Here is a 25635-nt window from a genome sequence, read left to right on the forward strand (position 1 = left end):
CAATTTAATCTTAAGGGGTAAGCGTCTTATTATATGACCTTATTACTTTATCAAACTATTCGACGTTTTTCTCAAACTTTTTGATTTCTCACATTCCAGGTGCATATTTATTCATAATTTTAGTCACAGTATTTAGCATCCAGTTACAACATTTATTTTGTAGATACAGTATTTTTTTTGCACCACAACACCAATATAACCCCACAAAACCCTACTCCACCGTCACGCTCTTCGCCAAATTCCTCGGTTTATCGACATCGCACCCTCTAGCAACGGATACATAGTACGATAAAAGTTGTAGCGGTATAACTGTAAGAATCGGTGAAAGCTCATCCATGGTCTCCGGAATATAGATCACATGATCAACTGATTTTGCCATGCTGGTATTTCCTGCGTAGGTTAAGCCGATTACTTTAGCATCCCGGGCTTTTACCTCTTTGACATTGGAGATAGTCTTTTCATACACATCCCGTTGGGTAGCTAACGCAATTACGGGTGTATTCTCCGTGATCAAGGCTAATGTGCCGTGTTTCAACTCGCCTGCCGCATAAGCTTCGGCGTGGATATAGGAGATTTCCTTCAGTTTTAGAGACCCTTCCATGGCGACGGCCCAGTCTAATGAACGACCAATGAAGAAGGTATTCTCTACTTTAGCAAACGACTTTGCTAATTCTTCAATTAGACCAGCCTGATCCAAAAGCTCCTGAACCTGAGCTGGAATTCTCTTCAGAGCAGTGATAATCTCCCCGATCTTCTCAGTGGGCAACGTTCCTTTGACCTGAGCGAGATAGAGTCCCAGTAAAACCATTCCTTCCAACTGGGTTGTATAGGCTTTCGTCGAAGCTACTGCAATCTCTGGGCCGGCCCAAGTAAAGATCACATCATGAGCTTCACGGGATACTGTGCTGCCTACAACGTTCGTGACCGCAACTACACGTGCACCGCGGTTTTTAGCTTCACGCAGGGCCGCTAAGGTATCGGCTGTTTCGCCAGACTGGCTCACGACCACAACCAGGGTATGCTTATCCACAAGGGGGGAACGATAGCGAAATTCAGAAGCAATATCTACTTCAACAGGAAGATGTGCCCACCGTTCTATCAATGTCTTGCCAACCAATCCTGCATGCCAGGCTGTACCGCAAGCAACGATATAAACCTTATTAATTTGGGCTAATTCTTCAAGCGTTAAATCTACTTCCTGAAGAATAACCTTATCTTCTTCCAAGCGTCCTAACATCGTGTCTTTTAGGGCTTTAGGTTGTTCATGGATTTCCTTGAGCATGAAGTGCTCATATCCGCCCTTCTCAGCAGCCACCGCATCCCACTTTACGTCGTAGACTTCTTTCGTACGAGAGTTACCTTCGAAGTCTGATACCTTAACCCCATCTTCTGTAATAACTACCATTTCGCCATCATCTAAAATATAGACTTTACGAGTATAGTTTAAAATCGCTGTGATATCGCTAGCTACAAAAAACTCTCCGTCTCCGAGCCCGACCACCATGGGACTGTCTTTGCGGGCAGCCACCAGCTTATTCGGATCTAGGCGTCTTAAAACGACCATTGCATAGGACCCGCGGATCGTCTTTAGAACCTTGCGCACAGCTCCCTCGAAGTCTCCTTCATAGTAGTCTTCAAGTAAGTGGGCCAAAACCTCTGTATCAGTTTCCGAGGCAAATTTATGCCCTTTTTCAATGAGCATATCTTTTAATTCCAAGTAATTTTCGATAATTCCATTGTGCACTACCACAAAATCCTGTTTGCAATCGCAATGAGGGTGAGCATTGACCTGAGAGGGTCGACCATGTGTCGCCCACCGAGTGTGTCCAATCCCAATGCAAGATTGGGAATAAGCCTGTCCTAGTTCTTCTTCTAAGGCCACTAGCTTCCCTACACTTTTAGAAACCACGATTTTCTCACAATCTAAGACGGCTACCCCTGCTGAATCATACCCTCTATACTCTAATTTCTTCAAACCGTCCACTAAAATGGGAATAGCCACCTGTTTTCCAATATATCCGACGATACCACACATATGTGTTTACCCCTCTCACTCTAAATATTAGTACCTACCATCTTTGTCCTCTTTATGTGCAAACCCAAAGATTTTTCTTTTGAACGCTTCTTACATAAAGCTCTAAAAACAAAACACTTCCCCTGCACCGTTACTCATAATTTAACCTGAAACTTAGGAATCTTCCCTTTGCTCTAAAAAATAATAAAAGCCGGCCTAAGTGGACGACTTTGTTGATTCATATTCTAGGCAACACAAGCAAGGGGGATCAAATTGAACACATCTTCCCCTTGTCTTGTCAGCTTAGCCTTTGTCCCGAAAATTACTCTTCGGTTTTAAGCAAGCTTTACGGTGACAAGCCACCGAGAGGGATCCGCCGAATCATTCGATAACCCTCTTCCTCGTCGACCTTAAATAAATAACCGCTAAGGTCCTGGCGCTTATATTATTGCCTGACTGATTCAACTGTCCATCCAAAAAGCATCCTTACCTATCTATTACGTATAGCATCACCTTCTTTCCAATTAATCGCTCGGCCTGAGATAATATTGCGAACTGGTTAGTTCATGTGCCTCTTATTAAGCTATAATGCTTAACTAAAAAAGGCACATGAATAATTATAAGCGAAATCCAAAAGTTATCTACTGGTATTTTATTCATCACATTGCATAATAGTGTTAATAACCTCTTGGGCTAATTCTTTTAATTTTTGTTGATCCGGACCTTCAACCATTACTCTAATAAGAGACTCTGTTCCAGAGGGGCGAACTAATACTCTGCCTTGACCGTTGAGTATTTCTTCAGCCTCATGTACTTTGGCAAGCACTCTGGCATCTTTCATCAAACGTTCCTTATGTTGAACTCTGGCATTGAGGAGAACCTGAGGTAAACGTTGCATTTGAGAAGCGAGCTTGGATAGCGGAAGTTGTCGTTCCTTGATCACAGATAACAACTGAAGGGCAGTCAATAATCCATCCCCTGTCGTATTGCTGTCGAGGAAAATTATATGACCAGACTGCTCTCCGCCGAGCTGAGCACCGGTTCTGATTAATTCTTCCATAACATAGCGGTCCCCGACTTGTGTCTCATAGATTTGGATTCCTGCCCCTTTTAAGGCAAGGTGTAAGCCTAAGTTGCTCATGACAGTAACCACGACTGCATTCTGAGCTAATTTCCCCTTCGATTTTTGGGCTAAGGCACAAATCAGTATGATGAAATCCCCGTCTAAGATAGTTCCTTGTTCATCTACCACAATGAGGCGGTCGGCATCTCCATCCATTGCTAATCCAAGATCTGCACCGTGTTCCAGAACTGCCTTTTGTAACCTTTCCGGATGTGTTGAACCACAATCTGCATTAATATTTACTCCATCGGGTGTATTACAAATACAGATTACCTCAACCCCAACCTCTTGTAATACTTTGGGACCAACAAACGATGCTGCTCCATTGGCACAATCCAAAACAACCTTAATCCCATCCAGACGCCCGATAGTCGACTTAAGAAAATCTTTATAACGCGATTCTGCATCGGTTACATCAATGACCCGTCCGATCTCTCCACCAATCGGAGTCTGCCAAGGCTTTTCTGTACTTACTACGATTCTTTCAATCTCATCTTCGACAGCATCTGGTAATTTATACCCTGTTGAATCAAAAAACTTAATTCCGTTATCTTGTACAGGATTATGGGACGCCGAAATTACGACGCCGGCACTAACATCAAGAGTACGCGTTAAGAGGGCGATTCCAGGCGTTGGTAATATTCCTACCCGCAAAACATCCGCTCCAACAGAGCAAATTCCAGAGATAAGTGCCGCTTCCAGCATATCTCCAGAGATCCGGGTATCTTTACCGATTATGATTCGGGGGTGTGGATGCTCCTTGCTAAGTACATAAGCGCCGGCTTGACCAAGCCGAAAGGCGAGATCGGGGGTCAGCTGACTGTTCGCCACACCACGCACCCCATCAGTTCCAAAGAGTCGATCCAAATCGTTCCCTCCCTTCCTATCTAGTGTATTACTATTCTTGCAAAATGTTCTTAATCTTCAACATCGTTATTCTTAATGATTAAAGTCAACTACATTAGTTTACTCTATAGGAGCAAATTGCGCCATAAGAAATTCGGCGATTCTTATCCCATCTACGGCAGCACTTGTAATTCCCCCGGCATATCCCGCTCCTTCACCTGCTGGATATAGCCCTGCTAGGTTTAAGGATTCCCCCTGAGCATTTCTTACAATTCGGATGGGAGAGCTGGTTCTTGTCTCGATCCCGGTTAAAGTCGCCTTCTCTCCAGTAAATCCTTTTATTTGCCCATTGAAAACTCGAAGTGCTCTTTCTAACACATCTCCGATAGCATCCGGTAGCACTTCATGTAGATTATACGATACAACGCCCGGCGAATAAGTAGGTATCAAATCAAAACTATTTGTAATGCGCCGCTCCAAAAAGTCTATAACTCGTTGAGCTGGAGCCATGTAAGTTGACCCGCCTGCAATAAACGCCTTATGTTCCCATGATCTTTGGAATTCCAGACCAGCTAGCGGATGCGCAGTGGGAAAATCGTCCGCTCCTACAGTCACAACTATGGCACTGTTGGCAATCTTCGTATCCCGAGCATAGCCGCTCATACCGTTCGTAACAACCCCTCCCTCTTCAGAAGCAGCTGCCACAACCTTTCCTCCCGGACACATACAAAAAGCATAGGCTCCTCGGCCTGTTCGCACATCCTTATAAGTCAGCTGATAGTCTGCTGGTCCGAGATGCGGGTGTTCCTCGACTCCATACTGGGACAGATTAATAAGCGACTGCGGGTGTTCAACCCGCAAACCAATAGCAAATGATTTCTTTTCCAAAGTAAGGTTCATGTCAAATAAGCACTTGTAAACATCCCTGGCACTGTGCCCAATAGCTAGTATGACTGCTTCGGCAGGGATTTCCTCTTCTCCGTTGACGATAATCTTTCTTAGACGGCCTAAAGAGGTCTGTAATCCAGTTACTTTAGCCCGAAAACGAACCTCTCCACCCAAAGACACAATTTCCTGTCGAAGTCTTTTGACCACATCTTTAAGTATGTCTGTCCCAATGTGCGGCTTGGCTAAATATAGAATTTCGGAAGGGGCTCCATGCTTGACGAAGGTCTCTAAAACATCCGAAATCCGTCGATCTTGAATTCGTGTTGTGAGCTTTCCATCCGAGAATGTCCCGGCACCGCCTTCCCCGAACTGTACATTGCTCTCCGTATCTAACTTCCCAGTATCCCAAAATCCCCTAACTTTGAGTGTTCGTTCCTCGACTGAGTCACCCCGTTCCAGTACAAGCGGAGCATATCCCCTTCGTGCTAAGGTCAAGGCAGCAAAATATCCTGCCGGTCCAGCGCCAATCACTACAGGACGATGAATTAGACTATTAGTGGGCTTAGTCCATATAACGGGAACCTCAATAGGTGCTTCCTTTAATCCTGTAACCCGCGCTAAAATTCGATTCCCCTCAGTTCTAGGTACTTCAAGCGAGAATTGAATCGTATAGACGAAAACAAGATGAGGCTTTTTACGAGCATCCAAGGAACGCCGCAGGAAACGAAGACCGCTTATACTATGCTCTGATACTTTTAGCTTACGAGCCATCATAGTCGTTAAGAAAACATCCTCTTCTACAGGGATTCTCAAATTCGACCACACAAAATCCACGTATTTGTCCACTCCCAAGACTCCCACCATAGGAAGGAGTTAACTTGCGGTGTAGTGGGCATTGTTACTCCCGGAGGGAGCTGCCAGAAAACTTTAACCTCTTTATAGCTGCCGGCTGCCTGACCAGAAGCATCTACCCAAAGCTGGATCTGGTCTGCTTTTACGTCTTTTACGCTCTCAGAAAGGCCTTCGATAACAATATCAACAGGAGGAATAGGCTGTTCTAGCTCTAGTCCTTCTCCAATATTATGAATTTTAACCGCAACCTGCGAAATACTCTTTTGAATGGGTCCTGGGCTAATCTGAGCGATAACACTCAAGGTTGTCCCACTCAAAAAGGAAACTCCCGCCGGTAACGTTACTTGCTCGATTGGAATCTGAAATGTTTTATTTTCTGCTAGATTAGTAATGTCTACCGGACCAATATTCACTGAGTCAAATTCTTTTAAAGCTTGAGAAGTACCAAAAACTTGTACACTGGCCGGAGAGGGGACTAACTCCCGAAGTTCCATTCCTGGGGCCGGTATCCCAGTGCTGGTAACTTTCAACGGAATCATCTTTGAAGAAAGTTCCTTCGCTATGATTGGAGCAATCACATCCACACTGCTCGGATAGGCACTTAAAATATCCATGCCCGGGTTCGGTCCGAAAATTGGCTTACCCTCTTTATCTCGAAAACTTACTGGTCGAGAAACCTGAACCGTCTCATTAGCTCCTGTTACACTGACTTCCACAATCACTTTGTCTAGAGTACCCACCATAGAACTGGGTCCGCGTACATTGACTGCAGAAGGTTTAATAATCAGGTTGCCCACTTGATAATCAGTCGCAGGGGTACCTGAAATAATGGCTTGAACTGGAACCGTCTTCTCTTGGACAGAATCTAGCTTTAATTTAATATTGGCTGGTTGAAGGTCAACGACATTAGTTCCTTGGGGCGCATTTACTTTAATGCCATAAGTACTTTCCCCAGGCACTCCGGCGGAAAGATCAACCACCGCATAGATATTTTTGATATTAGCACTGGGATTAATCCCTTGAAAACGAACAAGAACTAAAGGAAGCTGGGTCATAACAACCATATCTTGATTCAATCCGCTGACTACAAGTGGAATAGTCAGAGTCTGCTCAGGGAGTAGCTTATCAGGAGTTTCTTGGTTAAGCACAAATAACCAAAATATGATTGCAAATAAGAACGAAACCACCTTAACGCCGAGGTTTCGCCGAAATATCTCCAGCATGACTACCACCTCCAAAATGGAATGACTGATGAGGAGATAGTTTTAACATCGAGTTCCCTCAGCAATAATTCCTGTAATGTTTTCTCATCTGTGAAACGAGTCAAGGCACCATCTATCCCAATCGATATGGCCCCAGTTTCCTCCGAGACAACGAGAGCCAAGGAGTCCGTAATTTCTGTCAACCCCAATGCCGCTCTATGGCGTGTTCCCAATTCCTTGTTGATATTGGGATTTTCAGATAATGGGAGAAAACACCCCGCAGCGGCTACACGATCCCGCCGAATAATCACTGCACCATCATGGAGCGGAGTATTCGGAATGAAGATATTAACTAAAAACTCAGATGAAACCATGCCATCAATCTTAATTCCCGTTTCAACAAAATCTTGAACTCCTGTTTGTCGTTCAAGCACAATCAAAGCCCCAATCCGATTCTTGGAAAGGACTTGTGTACAACGCACTAATTCTTCTACAACTTGTTCTAAGGTATCCACGCCCGGTGCTGAGGGATGACGCGTAAAAAATCTTCCTCGTCCCAATTGCTCTAAAGCCTTTCTTAGTTCGGGCTGAAAAACAACAGGAATGGCTATGACAAACATCTGAATGAGTTTATCTAACAACCAAGTGATGCTTGTTAGCTGAAAAAATTTCGCCAGCAAGAATACGACTAAAAGGACCATTACTCCCTTAACCAACTGAACAGCACGCGTGCGTTTAATGAGCATATAAAACTGGTAGAAGACCACTGCCACAACAATGATATCAATAGCGCTACGCAGTCCAAAATTACGAAATTGTGATAAGAATTCGGCCATGGTCCTCCCCCGTTTCTAATGTCTCAAATCTGCGAAAGAGAGTGTTTACTCTCTCTGTTAAATTCTCCATTTGTGTAAAAAGTCCTTGCCCTTTTAAAACTTTTTTTACTCAGTGATTCCCATGCCAGCCAGAATTCCAAAACACCCCGTTAACATCATATCCCCATAGGGTGCCGCTTCATACCAGTGAAGGGATTTTGCCATACTTCTTCTGGGGCCGGTAACCACAACAAAATCCCAGCCTGGGCTCATTTCAGGATGAATGGTCGCCCCATGCCCTCCTTGCTCATAGATCTCCGCATTGGTTAATTTAGTTAATTGAAATTGTCTAATAAGATGAGCAAGAGATTCTGGATTGAGCATACTAGTGTGTTGTTCGAATATTCCATACACCCGCTCACCTCGAATAGCGGCGGCAAGAGTATGTGAATTTCCTATATTAACCGCTAAGATTCCTTGATCCAAGTGAGGTTTCACATAGTGATCAGCCATTATTCCCAAGAGTGCCGCTGTCCCGGTATCTGTCAGGACTGCCTCCGGAATAATCTCTCGAACTGCACGCATTCTGGTATATACCTCTGGAATATCCTGAGTGAAAACTAGCTTTCGCAAGTCTCCCCCCTGCATAACGAACTCTTCCCAAAGTCGAAACCGAAGAGTTCGATTACTCTCAGATATGCTAAATCCATGATCTTGGACTGCAACCGCTGCTTTTAATGGATAGTTAAGACTGAATGCTTCAAGCGCTTGTCGCAAAGAGGATGTGTCAACATCTCCCAGCCAAATAGGAGTTGCCGATTCTGGCGCTTCTTCGCAAAGCACGATTCCCATTCCCTCAGCTACAGCCAAATTGTCATTAAAGGTCACTGCCGCCTGAGCAGTTGCATAAGCCTTGAGACCTGCGCCTACATGCTTTTTCAGTGCCGCAGAGCTTGCCCCTCCACCCATCAAATACCCATGCAGAAAGATTCCCTCTCCTCGATCCGTAGCTTTGCGAATCTTGGTTGCTACAATTTGGGTCCGACTAGGAACAATAAACTTCGGACAGTTTTCCAGATTCTTCTCCGGCTGATAGATAAGAATATCCTGGGTGCCTGATCCCACATCAATTATTAGAGCACTTTCTGCCATTTATTAACACCCTCCGCCCAAATACATACTTCTTAATCTAATTCAGATCGATAATCTAGCATTAGCATACCCCGGTATTTACTTTAGCAGTTTTCTCCCCAGCCAGGGTTTAAAGAGCTTTACTGCATGATGTGGACAAAGCTCCTGACAGCAAAAACAACGTATACAAGCTTGCAAATCAACCACAGGCCGCTGATTCTCATCCATTTTCAATGCTTTCGGCGGACAATTATTGACACAGTCTCTGCACCCTGCACACTTCTCGTGCTCGAACATTGGAAAAGGGCGTACACGGTTAACTGCAAAATTCTTTACACTTTGCGGCAAAAGGACCATATCCAGAAAATTAGTGGATACTGCTTTAGGGATTAGAAAATTTTCAATTCGCCAAAGAGAACGCGGGTCCCCTTTCAATTCCAATTCATTGAGTCGGCTTGTAAAACCTCGTGCACGTGCTGCCATCAGCGTGGGAACCTTTTCAGGCTTTAAGCCAATTAGATCTGAAGCTACAACATCTAAGGCGAAAGGGTCAGTACTCATAATCAGTGCTCCAATGTTTCGTGGTTTACCTGATGAGGGTCCATCCCCTTCCATCCCCACAACCCCATCCATGATACTTAGGGTTGGATTTACCCAAGTAGCAATGTCTGCCAAGAGATCTGCAAAATCCGAGATTTTAAACATCTTTAGATGATATTCTGCTTTTAAGAGTCCAGGTATTACCCCGAACAGAACTTTAACTGCACCTGTGAAGGTCATCATGGCATGTGTTTTAAGCTTTGAGATAGGGATAACTACATCCGCATTTAAGACGCAGTTTGTAACAGTTAAACTTTTAATGATTTTTCCTTCAGGATATTGGATCGTTGTTTGCCCAATATCTTCGTTTAGAATTGCGCCAGTCCGCTCTGCAACCTCATGCAGCCCCGATTTTGCATAGATCGTTTGCAGTGCATTTACTGTATAGGGCCCGCCTGGGCTATCCCCTATAATAGGTATCCCACCCGCCTCCTGAACGAGGCGAACCACGGCCTCAACAACGCTAGGGTGGGTTGTGACTGCTTCCTCTGGCCGTTTTTTCATGAGAAGATTTACTTTAAGCAAAACTCTTTGCCCAGGCTTCACAAAGGTAGACATTCCGCCCCATTCCGTTAGTCCTTCCCTCAAACTCTTCTCTACATCCGCTGTATAGTCTGGGCAAAATTTTAGTACTACCTTTTCTTTCACTTAAGAATCCACCCTCTCCAAATCTGCAAGGATATCCTCACCACGTCCAGGAAAGACACTTAATTCAAAATCACATTGAAAATACTCTCGGCTATAATAATTTTGCTTTATTCGTTCGTCCATTGCCTCAAATTTCTGTTGAGAGAACAGTTGCGTTCGATGCTCAATGATTGCCTTCTTTTTCTTCTCAGCCCATTGTTCGATCGAGATAATATAGTCAATTTCCTGTAATACATCCTCCGAAAGCCTCCATCCGGACTGAACATAGCAAAGTCGAGGCAAAATATACGGGGTTCCCCATTCCGGCTCTATGAGTTCTTTGGCCAGTCGAATGGCAGCCTTCGTAAAGTAATGGATCGCCCGATGGTCGCGGTGTCCCGAGGCACCGTCTGCTCCAAAGGTAATCACAACTTGGGGACGAATTTTACGTATAACTCGAACAAGCTTCTCTACTATTTCCAGGGGCGGAGAGAGTGGAACTTCTTTATCTTTATATCCTAGAAAGATGACCTCAGAGATCCCCAAGACGTCTGCAGCACGCCGAAGTTCCTGCTCTCGAACTAATCCTAGTTCTTCCGGTTTACAAATCCCTGCCGCTTTACCAGCCTCTCCTTTGGTCGCAACCACTAGGGTAATCCTTATCCCTTGTTCGGCGTATTTAGCAATCGTTCCGCCTAAGGCAAAGGATTCATCGTCAGGATGAGCAAAGATGAGTAGCATCTCTTTTGCCATACTTATACTTCACCCTTTCTTTTCCTTTATTCCAGTAACCTTGAACAGAAGTTTAACTTATGTAAATCAATTACGTAAATAATTAATTACTAATTAGTATCTGTTTTATTATAGCGCTTTTTATTGCTCGAGGGAAATTAATAGAGGTTAAAAGGTCTGATGCCCCTTCTATAATATACCAGTTCCAGGAGGCAACTTGACATGGTATACTGCAGTTGTCTCGAATATACAAGCACAAGGAGGTACATAAGTGAAAAAAGCAGCAAAGGTATTAATGGGAATTCAAATTGGGGTGCTGATGACGACGGTAGCTTTACCGGTCCAAGCCGCTCTGATTATTGGCGCTCCTCGTCAATTATCAGGCTCTGTTATTACGCTGAAATCTTCTGCGCCTTTAACTACTCCGGCTCCAGTTCCGGCTCCAACCCCAACCCCAACTCCAACTCCAACTCCAACTCCAACCCCAACTCCAACTCCAACTCCAACTCCAACTCCAACTCCAACTCCAACTCCAACCCCAACTCCAACCCCAACTCCAACCCCAACTCCAACCCCAACTCCGGCTCCGGCTCCGGCTCCGACTGTGTCATCACCAACGCATGTCAATATTGGACCGTTACCATCCAACCAGAGTGGAAATGTTATTTCCTTAAAAAATTATCAACAAATAAGCCCCGTTCCAGTTACTCCTGCTCCCGCACCTGTTCCTCCAACTAATCAAACGGGCAACTCAATTCCTCCTGTCTCAGCATTAACGGCTGACGAACAACTCATGGTGGACATGATCAATCAGGAACGGATTGCCGCCGGTTTAAATCCGGTAATTGCAGACCTGCGCCTAACTGCAGTGGGGAGAGCTAAGGCAAACGATATGAAAGTTAACAACTACTTTAGTCATACCTCTCCAACCTACGGCAGCCCCTGGGCCATGATGCAGGAAGCAGGCATTACAGTACGTTGGGCCGGAGAAAACATTTCCGGCAATACATCCGTACCGGGTTCAATGGCCGCACTTATGCAAAGTCCGGGTCATAAAGCTAATATCCTAGATCCCCGCTTTACACATGTGGGCGTTGGAATAGCCTATGGAAGTGCTTATGGGAACCTTTATGTTCAGGAATTTTTACAACAGTAATTTATAAAGGGAGTGTCGCAAAACTACTTTTCTAGTAGTCAGCGGCACTCCCTTCTATTTTGTTTCAGGCTTACATACTATGTTCTTACTAAACTAATGCCTGGCTAGAACTTCCCGAAATCTTTATCGCTCAATACAATTTTTCGTCTGCGAGCATTTCAGCCATGTCCACATTTTCCTTCTTTATCAAATGCTGTTATCTTATGTTTAACCTGTCCTTTTATCAGTTTTTGGGCTGCTAAAGAGCTTTTCATATATTTTACGATTTCCACATCAAGCTCCTGACTAGCTTTTAGTATCTCTTGAGAAGAACCTTTCTCCCAGGCTAAATAAAGCTTATACCTTAATGATTCAATGCTTGACATGTTATCACCAACCCTCTCTGAAATTTCGTTTAGCTCTAGTCTTATTACTTTATTCTAGCTGAGACTAAAGCACCTCTACAGTACCATAGGTCATTGAATCAAATGCTAAAGGCATAATAATTCTAAAAGCAGATCAAACCACATGTTAATTTCATAAAAGAACGGCTTCTTAAAATAAACCTTTCTGGTTATTTTAAAAAGCCGTTGTAATTATTTTGATTTACATATTTTATAAAAATATATTAAGTCTTAACCAAAGCTGTTTTACTTAAAATAGCAGACAATTTCTCTAACTGCCTCATCTATTCCTTCATTCAGTTCTGATACATAAGTATTAATGTTTTCAAGTTCCTGGTTCTTTAACTTAACATCCAAGTTCCTTGCACTCTCAAAGACATTCAGAGTTCGATAACTGCTGGCAATACCTTTTATATTGTGTACAGCTTTTCTAAGTTCTCCAACTTCTTCATCTCTTAAATGTATATTCACCGCTTCTTTCTCTTTTTTTATCTCATCTGCGAAAATCATATACAATTCTTTTAGCGTCTCAAAATCCAGACCGACGTCTTCTTTAAACCCGGCTATATCGACTATTCTCTGCCTCATTAATTGAATTCCCCTTTTGTTTATCTCTATATTATACAGCCCTAATGTCAAATGCCTATTAAGTGCCAACAGCACTAATCTCCTAGCCATTTTTTTAACATTTTATCAAGTTTATTCATACTTATTGGTTTGCTAAAATAATCATCCATCCCTGAATTAATGCATTTTTCACGATCACCCGCCATTGCATGAGCAGTCATGGCAATAATTACAGTTTCTCTATTCAACCCTTCATTTTTCTTTATTATGGAAGATGCTTCATATCCATCCATTAATGGCATTTGGCAATCCATCAAAATTATATTGTATTTTTTAATATTACACATCTCAACTGCCTTCTGCCCATTCTCAGCCAGATCAGCATTATAGCCCAATTGCTTTAACATAACAGTTGCCAACTTTTGATTTGCTAGAGTATCCTCTACAAGCAATACATTGTACTGTTCTTTTGATGCCGATTTATTGGTCATATCTTTATTTGTATACTTTTCGTCTATACAGTCTTCGAAAGATCGTGCCTGCGAGCCAGAACCACTGAAAGCAGTTTCAAGCAGCTCCCTTCTTATCATTTGAGTATTGTCCAAATTGAGTATGCTCCATGGATTATATCTTTTTAAATCTAGTTCTATATAGAAAGTTGAACCCTTACCAAGAACACTATCTACATATATTTTTCCATTCATTAAATTAATAATTCGATGGGAAATTGCTAACCCCAGACCTGTACCTCCATATTTCCTGGTTGTTGAGGCATCTGCCTGGGAAAATATAGTAAAAAGTCTTGGCAATACTTCTTTATCTATTCCTATCCCGGTATCACTAATTTGAAATTGGATCTTAACATTTTGTGCATTATCCTCTACAAGGATAAGCTTGACATTTACTTCCCCTTCTTCAGTAAATTTAAGACCATTACCTATTAAATTATTTAAAACTTGTCTCAATCTTCCCGGATCTCCGTACAGTACCTTCGGGACATCTGAAGCGATGAACAGATTGATTCGGATACCTTTATCATTTGCTCTAGGTACAAAAAGGTTCACTGATCCTTCTACTAGAGAATGAATATCAAACAGGATATTTTCCAGTTCCAGCTTATCCGCTTCAATCTTAGAATAATCTAATATGTCATTGATAAGCAGGAGCAGTGCGTCAGAAGCTGATTTTATTTGCCCGAGGAATCCCCATTGTTCTCTTGTTAAATCCGTCCTGAATAGGAGTTCAATAAAACCAATAATTCCATTCATAGGGGTTCTGATTTCATGGGACATATTCGCAAGAAACTGGCCTTTTAGAATACTGGCTGTCTCTGCAGCCTTTTTCGACTTCTCCAACTCTTCATTTATTATGCTTCTCTCGACAGCTCTTTCCAAAGAATTTGCAAAAGCTCTTAATACAGAAAATTCAGCCTCCGACCAATTTCTTTCATATGTGCAATCATCAAAACCCACAAATCCCCAGAAATTCCCTCTGATAAAAATAGGAATTACTGCTATCGATAAAATACCCTTGGCCGCAAGAACTTCTCGGGTTCTGTCATTCTTAAGTTCTCTTACGATTCCAAAATAGGCTTCTCCATTTATAAGTGGTTCTATAAAGCCATCTATCCTGGTAAATGGAATACCTTGCAGGTCCCAATTGTTGAGCAAAGGCTCACACAGGCTTGAATGCCATTCAACTTTTTGATTTGTATACTGATTTCCTGCCAGATCAAATGTATTTTGAAACAGATTAATTCTATCTACCTGTGTAGCAGAACCGAGCAATTCAAAGGAATTCTTTACGGCAACCAGATAATCACTACAGTCCAAAAACTCTTTGATAGACATTGCAACTGCAGAGAGTATTTTTTCTTTTTTATTTAACTCCTCTTCGGCATGCTTTCTCTCAGTAATATCAATTAATACAGCAAGAACAGCCGACTCATTTTCATACGTTATAGCCGATGTTTTAACGATTAGATTGGTAACTGCACCTGTTTTATTGATAAATTCTATCTCGAAATCTCCAATTGTTTCTCCTTGTATCCTTCGTTTCATGTTAGCTAGAATCAGCTCGTTAGACTTTTTCGATATGAATTTCTCAACATTATGTCCTATTACTTCATTTTTTTCGTAGCCTGAAGCACTTAAGCCTGCATCATTTACAAAGACAATCGTTCCCATTTTGAATATTGCCACTATCTCGGGAGCACAGTTCACGATCGCAGAATATCTTTCCTCACTTTCGCGCAGCTGTTCCTCTATTTGTATTCTATCAGTGATATCATCAAAACACTCGATCCCACCAGTGATTTCCCCTGTCTCATCTCTTAAAAGAGCCGCATTTTTAGAAATATATCTCGTTGCACCTTTTTTATTTCTAATTGTACATACCTTCCCAATAACTGGTTCTTTCAAGTACAATCCACATTTTTCATTACAAGGACTATTGGAAAACAAGCTACAGTCTTTTCCAACGACTTCATCCTGCGAGTAACCGGTTAAATGTTCAGCCCATTTATTCCAACTTAATATCTTTTTATTGTTATCAATTGAAAAAACCGCACTTGGAACAGTATTTAAAAGCATCTCTGCATATTCCGTTTGCACCTTCAATTGCTTTTCTACGCTTTTTCTAACAGTAATATCTCGAGCAATGCCAATAAGCCCTGCTATTTTGCCACTCTCATCGTAAAAGGGTGTTTTTACTGTTTCAACATCAGCCATACTACCATTAGCCATGGATATTCGCTCTTCGTTAATCCTCGTTTCTCCTGTTTCAAATACTTCGTTATCTCTCTGATGGAAAAGTTCAACAAGCCCTTTATCCTTAGCAAAATCCATATCGGTTTTACCTATAATTTCTTTTTTACTTAATCCGATACATTTATCAGAAAAAGCATTATTGCATCCTAAAAAGACACAATTAGTATCTTTGAAAAACACAAGATCAGGAGTTGCATCAATCATAGAACTTAACAAGCGCTCTTGGTTTTTTAAGCTGGAAATATCTTTACAGATTCCAAAAGCTACGTTTTCGCCCAGCCATTTCCCAATGAATACGCGAGTTTCTACAAGAATATATTTTCCTTCTTTTGTGAAAAGAGGGATCGTATTTTTGTATAACTTGCCTTCCATCATTTCTCGAACAGCACTAAAAGCCTCATCGTGTCGCTCAGGAGGATAAATGAGCAAAATATTTGCTCCACGCAATTCCTCAATAGAATATCCCAGCTTTTGCGTTGCAGAATTATTCACCTCAATAATTGTTCCAGACTCGCCGACAATAAACACATAATCTTCGATTATGTTAAAGAGAGTCCTTAAGGTATCCATTGTTTCATCCATCATTTCTCGGTGATTAGACATTAATGCCCCTCCATAAATTGATGCAATATGACAAGGAATAATATTTATTATGGTTAGAATTTCGATATTCTTTGTTATAATTCCTTTAATTCTTTAATCGTATTTCATGAATCATTATTTTTCGTTCATTTTCGCTTTAGATCTAAATCTTTCATCTTATATTATTTACCCTACAAAAAGAAAAAACCGTTTCCTTATAAATTTATTTCGTAAGGAAACAGCTTCATATTTATAGAAAGTATTTATTAATCCAATATACCTAACGACCCATTAGGATTTTTATAACTTTTCTACTCACATTTTGTTTCATGTATTCTTGTGGAGGCTTCCAGTCATACCCCTGGCTCAAAACCGTTTTTACTGCTCGCGAGATGTCTGTTGGTTCGCAACCAGCAATTAGGTTACTTCCAGCCTCTATTGTTTCCGGTCGCTCAGTCACATCCCTTAACGTAACATTTGGAACTTTATAGAGACAACATTCCTCTTGAACTGTTCCGCTATCACTGAGAACACAGAAGGCATTTTGCTCTAAAGAAACAAAATCAAATAGCCCTAACGGTTCTACGACCTGAATTCCAACCCCCGCAAGAGTCTTACTTTGTTTCTCCAATTGAGAACGGGTACGAGGATGCAGACTGCAAATAAGTGGCATCTCATATTCTTCATATAATTTATGCAAAGCAGTTATGAATTTGGTCAAGCGTTCTTGGTCGTCCACATTTTCGGCACGGTGCAACGTCACTAGGAAGTAGTCTTTAGTGCTGACCCCCATCGTGTGTAGAACTCTGCTTTTTTCAATTTTGTCTGCATAATAACCGAGAACCTCGCCAATTGGGTTCCCAGTTACATAAATGCATTTTCCGTCGATCCCTTCCTTCAATAGATTAAATCGACTTCGTTCCGTGTAAGGCATTAAAATATCACTGCAATGATCGATTACCCGACGATTGACTTCCTCTGGCACCCGGTCATCATAACAGCGGTTACCCGCCTCCATGTGGTAAACCGGAATGCGCAACCGTTTGGCAGCCATCGCCGCCAAAGCACTGTTAGTATCCCCTAAAATAAGCAAGCGGTCAGGCTTCTCTTTGAGCATTACCTGTTCACACTTGCGGAGTATCTCACCGATTTGCCCCATTAAGCTTAATGCTTCGCAATTTAATACGTAGTCCGGAGATCGCAATTCTAAATCAGAAAAAAATATATCATTTAAAGTACGGTCGAAGTTCTGCCCAGTATGCACTAAGATATGGTCACAAAGTTGATCTAAGAGCGGAATAATTCGGCTTAAGCGAATGATTTCCGGACGAGTACCTAATATTGTCATAATCTTCATCACAGGATTCCCCTTCAGTATAAAACAATTAATTAAGACAAAACAAGTTTTTCTTGCCCTTTACTATGCAAATCCTTAGTTTAGATCCCAAGATTTATGATAGTTTTGACCACATTATTGCTTCCGTCGATGACTGAAACATTGTTGCTGCCATGGTTTGTGATATAGATTAGGTTCGTTGCTGGATTCACATTCACCCCTTCTGGAGATGCATCTACCATAATGGTTGAAATAACAACATGGGTCAATCCATCAATAACTGAGACACTGTTACTACCCCAGTTCGTTACATATATCCTATTGGTGGCAGGATTTACACCCAGACCTACCGGATTGGAACCCACAGTAACTGTGGTTATAACCATATTAGAGTTCCCGTCAATGACTGAGACATTATTGCTGCCAAAGTTTGCCACGTAAATTCGGTTCGTAATAGGATTAACACCTACACCGAAGGGCCCTGAACCAATTATTACATTACCCATGAAGGTATTGGAGATTCCGTCAATAACTGAGACATTGTTGTGGCTAGAGTTTAGAACGTAAACTCGGTTAAGGGCGGTGGGAATCGTCATTTTCGACTCTTCCTTTGCTATTCCTTCCATACCTATTGGAAAAAGTTGTGCAGGCAACATATTATAAACTGCGGTCAAACCTCCAGCATCACTCTTCCCTCGAACTGAGATTTCTACATAATCAGAGATAGAGATAAATTGGAATTCAAAAACATCAAAATTTGCGTAAAAGTTATTATTTGCAATTTCTCCGGGCGCCACAGTTAATAAATCTAAAACGTACTCTTTCTTATCCATTCCAGTCCAATAATAACCACTTATTCGAACAGTAGCGCTTACTAGGCTGGTATTAGAAATTGTCGCTAAGAGCGTCGTACAGGGTCGCACACCGGAAACTCCAGTATTCTCAATCAATCCGGTTGTTAACGAAACCATTATATGCCTCCTTACTATGGTAACTGAGGATACTAGTTTTAAAGCGGATTATCCTCTTCAGTTACTACCTGGATACTTATACATTTAGAAGTTCTTTAACACAATCTATTCGATAAATAATCAAATAGATGATCTTCAAGTTATATAGTATATGTTTAAAGTACATGTAAGGGAACGTATTTTTGGCAGTCTCAGTGATGTACTTACCTGTCCCCTTTTTTGTTCCTAATATCATTATTGCTCTATGTAAATCTGTGGACTAAAGAAGAATGATGGGAATGCGAATCATACCGCTCCCCATCATTCCACTTCCGATATTAAGTTAACCACTCTGGAAATAACCTTTTTGCTCTCTCTTGAACAATTATAGAACATGCTTCATCAGGATGTACGCTCATATTTTTACCATGCCAGCGGTAAGCTAAAAGAGATTCCGCCAGAAACCCGCAGTTATAATGCCGAAGGAATCGAAGCCACAAATCATAATCATGTGCTTGAGGCAGGCCTTCGTCGAAATTCCCTACTGTCTTCAACGCTGAACTGCTCATCATTACGGAAGATCCGTTTATAAAACAACCCTCCATAAGCTTTGTAACCATTTCCTGTTTGTTGGGATAAAAAGTTGAATTCACATCATATTGTTTTGTACCATTAGCATCAATAACGACAAAGCTAGTGTAGCTAAATCCCAATCCAGGATCACTTTCCATCAGCCCTACCTGTTTAGAAATCTTGTCCCCTATTAAACCGTCGTCGGCACTGACCCAGCAAATATACTTGCCGGTTGCCACTGATAAACCAAGATTTAAAGCGCTGGGCGTTCCTCCATTTGCCTTATAAATATAGTTAATTTTTGAGCTATAATTCTTCACTACTTTAGATGTTCCATCTGTGGATCCATCGTCTATTACTATCACCTCAAGATTTTTATAACTTTGATAAATGACACTTTCTATAGCATAGGGAAGATACTGGGCGTGATTGTATGTGGGGATAACGACACTAACTTTTGGCGTTAGCATTAGCGGATTCCCTCCTTATTTATAGATAACTTACTTTGGATGAAGCTTCAAACTCCATCCAAAGTTTAGTTGAACTAATCCAAAGGCTTAGCGCACTTAACGATCTGCTTCTAGGAGTCTTAGTGGAGGTTAGTCATCGGATATATCTTCTTCATCCACTCTACGGTCTTGGGCAATCCTTCTTCTAAAAGCACTTTAGGGCCGTGTGCAAGATCTGTTTTTGCTTTGCTGATATCTGGCCGTTTGCTAACCGTATTGTGTTTATCTTCCGGAAGATATTTAACCAATTTTGGGTTACCGTCAGTATATTTTAGAACTAAATCACTTAAATCTTTGACGCTGCGATATTCAGTTCCCCCAATATTATAAACCTCACCAGGTTTAAAGTTATGAGCTGCGTTAGCTATGGTAGGAATTAGATCATCTACATACATAAAGACACGGTAGTAACCTTCAAAAACTTCATATGGGATTGCCTGTAATGCTCGATAAATAAAGAGGCAAACAACACTGCGATAGGAATGATAATATTCCCCAGGACCATAGGCGTTGAATAACCGCAGTCTAACAATAGGAGATTCGAATTTCTTTTCAAAGTTGATTACTTGTACTTCGTTTGCCCACTTGGTTAACGCATAATCATTATGCTGAATGATTGTCTTTTTCAAAGGCAAATCTTCAGTTAATATGGGCTCCATTGCTTCCCCGTAGATTTCAGAAGAACTTGTAAAGATTAATTTGAAGCCCTTCTTCAATTGCCATTCTAAAATGTTGCGCGTTCCAATAACATTTGTTTTCCATAGTGTGTCATAATAATGCTCTCCATTAATACGGCCAAATTCAGCCGCCAAATGGAAAACATAATCATAGTCTTGATCAAATACCCGTTCTAACTGGCGATACTCAGAGATGTCCGCCCTAATATATTTATCTCCAAGATGATGTTGCAAATCAACTTCCCAAACATCATGTCCCCGATCTTGGAGTACTTCTACTAATCGTGAACCTAGGGTTCCTTTACTGCCCGTTACTAAAATTTTAGCCATGTCACTTCTCCTTTTTCTACCATTTTGTAGCCACAAAGAATCATAATGCTTACAAGTCTTTCGGATCCTTTGACCCCTATCATTTAATCTCTAAGGCCTTTTGCCGATCCAATATTACCCTGGTTGCTAGGTGATTCTCATTTTTGTTATCATAATTGCCCTTTAACTCATCAATGGGATTAAAGCCTGCTGCACTTAGCTCATCCGGCGAAAATAAGGGATCTTCTACCCTGACAGTATTACCGGAAGCTTCTAAAGCTCTGACCAAATCAACCCCCCTGCTATGCGCAAGATCCTTGACTCCCGTTTTATAGCTCAAACCTCTGACCCAGACTTCTTTGCCACTGCCCACCTGTTTAACGATCCGCTCCCTATAGTCCTGATCCGCTTGTTCTGCCCCTTCCAACAACGCTGAGGGACACACCGTTCTTAAGAAATTCATGTCTTTAGGCAGACACTCCCCTCCAATTCCCCAGTCAGTGGCTAGAAGTTCGACGTTGTTCTTACTATTGACAGCCATTCTTAGATCATCAAAACTCATTCCATTCGTAACGCAATATCCATATATTTCTTGGGCAAAAGCTACATCAACATAGCGTTTTACATTCTCAACCACTTTTGACAATTCCGCCACTCTGACATCCGCAATTTCAACCAGAAGGGGAACCAATGGATTATAAAACTCACGCCCCTTTTCAAGGCATGCTCTGGTAAAGGCCCCCATAACTCTTGGGGTATCACAAACGGTTTTGTCAACTCCAAACATTACCCGATGAGGAACATGAATCAAAAAAAGATCTGTTCCTAATTTAAATCCTCTTTGCTCTAAGAATTCTCGAATGCGCATCATGGTACCTGGAGGTAATGTCGATTCAATGGAAATTAAAGAACCCGGACAGATGATCATATGCTCTAAGGCAGAAAATAAATTTTGACCTTGATTACCGGTGGAAGGAGCCATTAACCAAACATCAATCCCTGTTAAAGCCCTATAATCAGTGGTCACCCTATGACCCTTACGTCTTAATTCGTTAACCCTACTCTCATTCACATCTACCCCGATGACCTCTCCAGAGAATTTTTGGTCTAGATAGGTGAACAGATTAAACCCGATATTACCCAATCCAACGACACAAATTTTCATTATTGGATCCATCCTCCCCCAATATCATCACTATAAGTTATGGCAGTCCACTCCTTGTTGACACAACAGAGGATGTATCTCTCAGAAATAATCCCTTTAACATTCGATTTGGATGTCAGATTTTGCAACCTTGGTGCTGGGTGTGACATACACTAAAAAGACAATAAATTTATGGAGGACAAATTATGAAACTAGTTATTCCAGTTGTAAGTTTGGAAACAGGAGGGACACGCTTTATTTATCAGTTGGCAAATGAAATGGTTGATAAAGGGCACAGCGTAGAAATTGTGCTTCCTGAAAAGGCCTCTGTAGCTTGGCCCCTGCGAGCACAGGTTACCCGTGTTAAAGAACTTACTACTGATAGTATACCGCCTGCAGATTTCATACTTCCCAATTTTTATCCCACTGTTTTCCCTGCATGGGCATCAAAAAAAGGCCGAGTCGTTCGACTGAGCCTTGGATATGAGCCTTTATGGGTGCCAGAAAGGGAAAAAGCCTTAGCTTCTTACCATATCGATGCTCCGATCATTTCTATATCTGAATGGCATCGGCAATTAATTTTACAAGGAACTGGGAAAAACAGCACCATTATTCCTGGAGGGGTTGATAGCTCTGTTTTTTGTCCCAGCCCCAAAAAGTCTCTTTCTAGAGGACGTTATTCACTAGCTTATATCCTTCGTTCCAAGGAACATGGCTATACTTGGAAAGGTGCCGAAGATTTTTGGGAAGCCTGCCAGCGCTTAACTCAGTTAGTTCCTCCCTTTGACATTCTGGTTGTAGCTCCGGAAGGGGCAAATTACCCAGCACCCCTTCCCTATGAAATAGTGAATGCGCAGTCTGACAGCGAAATGGCCCGCTTCTATGCTCAGGCAGATATTTTTGTTTCGACCTCCTACTTCGAAGCCTTTTCAATGCCACCTTTAGAGGCGATGGCCTGTGGTACTGCGGTCGTAACTACGGATAACGGGGGCAACCGTGACTATACCATAAATGGACAGAACTGTTTACTTGTTCCCCCCAGCGATATTCAGCAACTAACCCTTGTATTGGCTCATCTATTAACTCAAGGAACTTTAAGGAATCAACTTGCCCTTAACGGCTTACATTTCGCCCAGTCCTGGACATGGCGGCACGCTGCTGATAAATTAGAAGCCTTACTTTTTCAGCTAGCGCGCACCTAAATTCAATATTTGCACCAATAATACTTCTGTCTAACAATCCTTCCAAGCTAAGAGGGCATCGACAGGCTCAGCGTCTTTTCCGTATACTTCTAAAAACGCTTTATTACTCTGATCATGGAACTTACTAAAGATTATAGTATTATAGCCATACTTTTGAAAATCCTCCACCTCCCATCCTGATCGATGCCGTTGGAAGCTTTCTCCCCCTAAACCATAATGGTCAATGTCGAGCTGTTTGAAGAAACCTCTTGGAGTAAAGATGATAACCCTTTTAGAAGCAATCTCTTCAACTTGGCTCAGGACATCCCAAGCAACGTTTTTCTTGAAATGCTCAATGACATCAATCAACGTTACACTATCTATTGACTTAGGCAGAAACAGTTCACTAAGGCGTTCTGCCATGAAATTAATTTTTAAGAACTGCTCACCCGATTTAGCATTCTCTAGGTAAGGGCGATGAGCATCAACCCCGATTTTTATTGGGCAACTAAATTTTCCGAGGGTCTCACCTATTCCGCAACCAACATCTAGGACCGTATGAGAATTCGATAGAAGTTCATTAATCGCACCAAGGAAATCCTTATGATTTACGACATTGACTGTCACAGGCTGAACATCCTTCCATCTTAATTTCTGTCTCTATTATGGTATTCAAAATTTTCCTTAAAGTACCATCTGACACACAAATCGCCTACTTGATTGCATAATATGTAGTACCGTAAAGTAAAGGGAGGACAAACTATGAAGATCGTGTTTCCTGTTCTCAGTTTAGAAATGGGCGGCGGGGCGCGTTTTATTTATCACCTGGCTAATGCCCTTGTTGATAAAGGACATGATATTGAAGTCATTATGCCCGAAAAGGGCCTCCAAGTCTGGCCCTTGCGTGCCAAACTGAGACGAGTAAAAGAACTTACCCCTTCCTCCATTCCTTCAGCCGATTTCATAATCCCAAATTTCTATTTAACTGTTAAGCCTGCATTCGAGTCTAGAAATGGCCTGGTAGTACGCTTAAGTCTAGGATATGAACCTCTTTGGGTTCCTGACTCGAAAATCGCAAAACAGAGTTATTTAATCGGCGCTCCAATCATGTCAATATCGGAGTGGCACCGCCAACTTCTATTCCAACAAACTGGTCTGCAAAGCACAGTTATCTCTGGTGGAGTAGATACTTCGACATTCCGTCCTTACCCTAAACCGTCTGAACAAACGGGTATCAAGAAGATTTTTTACATCATGCGTGACCCTACCTCAGGGTATACGTGGAAAGGCGGCTCAGACTTTTTAAAAGCTGTCACCCGTTTAAAGGAACAGATTAATTTCGAGTTAACCGTATCCCTTCCAGAGGGTGCCCAATTTTCCAGCCCTGTGCTTTGTCGGGTTAAAACCTCGACAACAGACCAAGAGCTTGCCCAGCTCTATGCAGAGGCAGACCTCTTCGTTTATACCTCTTACTTTGAAGCATTTGGCTTACCACCCCTTGAAGCAATGGCTTGCGGTACAGCTGTAGTAACCACAGATTGCGGCGGAAATCGTGATTACGCTAGCAACGGTGAAAACTGTTTGTTAGTTCCCCCAAGTGACATCGATCAGCTAAGCTCAGCAATCTATTATCTATTGACCCAGGATACTGAACGCCAGCGGTTAGCCGCCTCAGGCCATCTTTTCGCCCAGGCCTGGTCTTGGCAACGCACTGCAGCTCAAGTAGAAGCTTTCTTGCTGAGCCTAAAGTAATCTCTAAAGCAGTAAGGATTTTCATTTATAGAAAGTCTTTACTGCTTAATTTTTTTAATATTTTTTCCTTTATTACCAACTCATCTAGTGCGAAACGACAATAGGTAACCTCCCACATATCTCATCAATAGTTTGGTTTAGACTTTTAATCCAAACTATTGATAAGATATGTGCTACCGATAAATATTTTCCTTGCTCTAGGCGCTGGGCGATGCGCACAATCGTACACAAACTGATGGTTATCTACTAATCGGCCATCTTTCCTTCCACATTCATAGATATGATTTTAGCTATAGCATTCGACTAAACAATAAATGAAAGTTTCCGACACTAGATAGTACAGAAAAAGGAGTCCCAACGTTAGGGACCCTCTTTCTGTACTATCTTGTAATTATCATCCAAAGATAAGGACATTTAGTGCTCTAGTAAGCGCAACCGCGCTTGTAAGGTTTGTACCCGTAACTGTAATCCTGATTTCGTAGGTGTGAGATCCGGCAGTCGGGGTATCAATCCAAGTCAAGCTAGGGATTTCACCAAATAGACGTGCAGTTGCCGATTGGCTATCAGTGTCTTTTTCAACTGTTACTGTAGCAATAGATGCTCCATCCAGGAAAAGTTCATAGTTAATAGTATATTGATAATTAGTGCTAGCGGTTGTTGTTATTTCTACTTCTGACATTGAGTCCAATTTCAATGTCTGTCCTGTCGTAGTGGTTACTGGAAGGGAAAGAACAGATACTTCAGTGGTAATGGGAAGAGCTAACGAACTACTGGATTGGGCTGATGATAATGTGCTTCCGGCTCCGGTGGCACCCGTTACTCCAACTTCTCCTGTTGCCCCAGTTGCTCCTGTCGCTCCAACTTCCCCTGTAGCTCCAGTTGTTCCTGTCGCTCCGACTTCCCCTGTAGCTCCAGTTG

Annotated in this window: 20 protein-coding genes and 1 pseudogene; 3 read left to right on the forward strand and 18 right to left on the reverse strand. The window is 41.9% G+C overall.

The window, feature by feature from the left end:
- Positions 1-211: 211 nt before the first annotated feature.
- The 8 genes from glmS to BUB11_RS24855 form a co-directional block, all read right to left on the reverse strand.
- Positions 212-2035: a glutamine--fructose-6-phosphate transaminase (isomerizing) gene (gene glmS, locus BUB11_RS24820; protein WP_073033141.1), complete on the reverse strand. Its 1824-nt coding sequence runs from the start codon at positions 2033-2035 to the stop codon at positions 212-214.
- A gap of 631 nt (positions 2036-2666) precedes the next feature.
- On the reverse strand, positions 2667-4004 hold the full coding sequence (gene glmM / locus BUB11_RS24825) for a phosphoglucosamine mutase (protein ID WP_073033143.1): 1338 nt from the start codon (positions 4002-4004) through the stop codon (positions 2667-2669).
- Between the two features lie 99 nt (positions 4005-4103).
- Complete coding sequence (locus BUB11_RS24830; RefSeq protein WP_073033145.1) at positions 4104-5705, reverse strand: NAD(P)/FAD-dependent oxidoreductase; 1602 nt, start codon at positions 5703-5705, stop codon at positions 4104-4106.
- Positions 5681-6946: a CdaR family protein gene (locus tag BUB11_RS24835; protein ID WP_084110554.1), complete on the reverse strand. Its 1266-nt coding sequence runs from the start codon at positions 6944-6946 to the stop codon at positions 5681-5683. The genes BUB11_RS24830 and BUB11_RS24835 overlap by 25 nt, the downstream gene beginning before the upstream one ends.
- Before the next feature lie 2 nt (positions 6947-6948).
- A complete protein-coding gene (gene cdaA, locus BUB11_RS24840; protein WP_073033147.1) occupies positions 6949-7761 on the reverse strand; it encodes a diadenylate cyclase CdaA in 813 nt (270 codons plus the stop codon).
- A 105-nt stretch (positions 7762-7866) separates the two neighbouring features.
- Positions 7867-8892, reverse strand: a complete 1026-nt coding sequence (locus BUB11_RS24845) for a DUF1786 domain-containing protein (protein ID WP_073033149.1) — start codon at positions 8890-8892, stop codon at positions 7867-7869.
- Positions 8893-8970: 78 nt separating this feature from the next.
- On the reverse strand, positions 8971-10119 hold the full coding sequence (locus BUB11_RS24850) for a DUF362 domain-containing protein (RefSeq protein ID WP_073033151.1): 1149 nt from the start codon (positions 10117-10119) through the stop codon (positions 8971-8973).
- Entirely contained in the window at positions 10120-10851 is a 732-nt protein-coding gene (locus tag BUB11_RS24855) for a PIG-L deacetylase family protein (RefSeq protein WP_073033153.1), read from the reverse strand.
- A gap of 250 nt (positions 10852-11101) precedes the next feature.
- On the opposite strand from BUB11_RS24855, the gene BUB11_RS24860 reads away from it, so the two are divergent.
- Positions 11102-11986, forward strand: coding sequence for a CAP domain-containing protein (locus BUB11_RS24860; RefSeq protein WP_073033154.1), 885 nt, complete (start codon positions 11102-11104; stop codon positions 11984-11986).
- Positions 11987-12144: 158 nt separating this feature from the next.
- Here BUB11_RS24860 and BUB11_RS24865 read toward each other — a convergent pair whose 3' ends face one another.
- The 8 genes from BUB11_RS24865 to BUB11_RS24900 all read right to left on the reverse strand — a co-directional run bounded on the left by BUB11_RS24865 (position 12145) and on the right by BUB11_RS24900 (position 21805).
- Positions 12145-12351 (reverse strand): aspartyl-phosphate phosphatase Spo0E family protein, encoded by a 207-nt coding sequence (locus tag BUB11_RS24865; RefSeq protein ID WP_073033156.1) that lies wholly within the window; start codon positions 12349-12351, stop codon positions 12145-12147.
- A gap of 264 nt (positions 12352-12615) precedes the next feature.
- Positions 12616-13026 (reverse strand): Hpt domain-containing protein, encoded by a 411-nt coding sequence (locus BUB11_RS24870; protein WP_073033157.1) that lies wholly within the window; start codon positions 13024-13026, stop codon positions 12616-12618.
- A 5-nt stretch (positions 13027-13031) separates the two neighbouring features.
- The gene (locus tag BUB11_RS24875) at positions 13032-16307 is read right to left on the reverse strand and encodes a PAS domain S-box protein (RefSeq protein ID WP_073033158.1); all 3276 of its coding nucleotides are present in this window, start codon (positions 16305-16307) and stop codon (positions 13032-13034) included.
- 259 nt (positions 16308-16566) lie between these two features.
- Positions 16567-17643, reverse strand: coding sequence for a non-hydrolyzing UDP-N-acetylglucosamine 2-epimerase (wecB, locus tag BUB11_RS24880; RefSeq protein WP_073033159.1), 1077 nt, complete (start codon positions 17641-17643; stop codon positions 16567-16569).
- A gap of 80 nt (positions 17644-17723) precedes the next feature.
- The gene (locus BUB11_RS24885) at positions 17724-18593 is read right to left on the reverse strand and encodes a YncE family protein (RefSeq protein ID WP_073033160.1); all 870 of its coding nucleotides are present in this window, start codon (positions 18591-18593) and stop codon (positions 17724-17726) included.
- Between the two features lie 317 nt (positions 18594-18910).
- A complete protein-coding gene (locus BUB11_RS24890; RefSeq protein ID WP_073033161.1) occupies positions 18911-19615 on the reverse strand; it encodes a glycosyltransferase in 705 nt (234 codons plus the stop codon).
- A 119-nt stretch (positions 19616-19734) separates the two neighbouring features.
- Complete coding sequence (locus BUB11_RS24895) at positions 19735-20661, reverse strand: NAD-dependent epimerase/dehydratase family protein (protein ID WP_073033162.1); 927 nt, start codon at positions 20659-20661, stop codon at positions 19735-19737.
- 79 nt (positions 20662-20740) lie between these two features.
- Positions 20741-21805, reverse strand: a complete 1065-nt coding sequence (locus BUB11_RS24900) for an NAD-binding protein (RefSeq protein ID WP_073033163.1) — start codon at positions 21803-21805, stop codon at positions 20741-20743.
- A 185-nt stretch (positions 21806-21990) separates the two neighbouring features.
- Here BUB11_RS24900 and BUB11_RS24905 point away from each other — a divergent pair, with 185 nt between their 5' ends.
- Complete coding sequence (locus BUB11_RS24905) at positions 21991-22986, forward strand: glycosyltransferase family 4 protein (protein WP_073033165.1); 996 nt, start codon at positions 21991-21993, stop codon at positions 22984-22986.
- A gap of 30 nt (positions 22987-23016) precedes the next feature.
- Here the strand turns inward: BUB11_RS24905 and BUB11_RS24910 are convergent, their stop codons facing one another.
- Positions 23017-23592 carry a class I SAM-dependent methyltransferase gene (locus BUB11_RS24910; protein WP_073033167.1) on the reverse strand — a complete coding sequence of 192 codons (576 nt, stop codon included), beginning with the start codon at positions 23590-23592 and terminating at the stop codon, positions 23017-23019.
- Positions 23593-23727: 135 nt separating this feature from the next.
- Here BUB11_RS24910 and BUB11_RS24915 point away from each other — a divergent pair, with 135 nt between their 5' ends.
- On the forward strand, positions 23728-24717 hold the full coding sequence (locus BUB11_RS24915; protein ID WP_073033168.1) for a glycosyltransferase family 4 protein: 990 nt from the start codon (positions 23728-23730) through the stop codon (positions 24715-24717).
- Between the two features lie 394 nt (positions 24718-25111).
- Here BUB11_RS24915 and BUB11_RS27935 read toward each other — a convergent pair.
- A pseudogene (locus BUB11_RS27935) lies at positions 25112-25635 on the reverse strand (DNRLRE domain-containing protein); the annotation flags it as partial.

This window comes from Desulfosporosinus lacus DSM 15449 (assembly GCF_900129935.1).
Classification (GTDB): Bacteria; Bacillota; Desulfitobacteriia; order Desulfitobacteriales; family Desulfitobacteriaceae; genus Desulfosporosinus; species Desulfosporosinus lacus.

Coding starts and splice junctions, on each gene's coding strand:
- BUB11_RS24845 (WP_073033149.1), bottom strand. CDS start 8,892: ATGGCAGAAAGTGCTCTAATAATTGATGTGGGATCAGGCACCCAGGAT.
- BUB11_RS24900 (WP_073033163.1), bottom strand. CDS start 21,805: ATGAAAATTTGTGTCGTTGGATTGGGTAATATCGGGTTTAATCTGTTC.
- wecB (WP_073033159.1), bottom strand. CDS start 17,643: ATGAAGATTATGACAATATTAGGTACTCGTCCGGAAATCATTCGCTTA.
- BUB11_RS24905 (WP_073033165.1), top strand. CDS start 21,991: ATGAAACTAGTTATTCCAGTTGTAAGTTTGGAAACAGGAGGGACACGC.
- BUB11_RS24890 (WP_073033161.1), bottom strand. CDS start 19,615: ATGCTAACGCCAAAAGTTAGTGTCGTTATCCCCACATACAATCACGCC.
- BUB11_RS24875 (WP_073033158.1), bottom strand. CDS start 16,307: ATGTCTAATCACCGAGAAATGATGGATGAAACAATGGATACCTTAAGG.
- BUB11_RS24885 (WP_073033160.1), bottom strand. CDS start 18,593: ATGGTTTCGTTAACAACCGGATTGATTGAGAATACTGGAGTTTCCGGT.
- BUB11_RS24895 (WP_073033162.1), bottom strand. CDS start 20,661: ATGGCTAAAATTTTAGTAACGGGCAGTAAAGGAACCCTAGGTTCACGA.
- BUB11_RS24915 (WP_073033168.1), top strand. CDS start 23,728: ATGAAGATCGTGTTTCCTGTTCTCAGTTTAGAAATGGGCGGCGGGGCG.
- glmS (WP_073033141.1), bottom strand. CDS start 2,035: ATGTGTGGTATCGTCGGATATATTGGAAAACAGGTGGCTATTCCCATT.
- BUB11_RS24855 (WP_073033153.1), bottom strand. CDS start 10,851: ATGGCAAAAGAGATGCTACTCATCTTTGCTCATCCTGACGATGAATCC.
- BUB11_RS24865 (WP_073033156.1), bottom strand. CDS start 12,351: ATGTCAAGCATTGAATCATTAAGGTATAAGCTTTATTTAGCCTGGGAG.
- BUB11_RS24835 (WP_084110554.1), bottom strand. CDS start 6,946: ATGCTGGAGATATTTCGGCGAAACCTCGGCGTTAAGGTGGTTTCGTTC.
- cdaA (WP_073033147.1), bottom strand. CDS start 7,761: ATGGCCGAATTCTTATCACAATTTCGTAATTTTGGACTGCGTAGCGCT.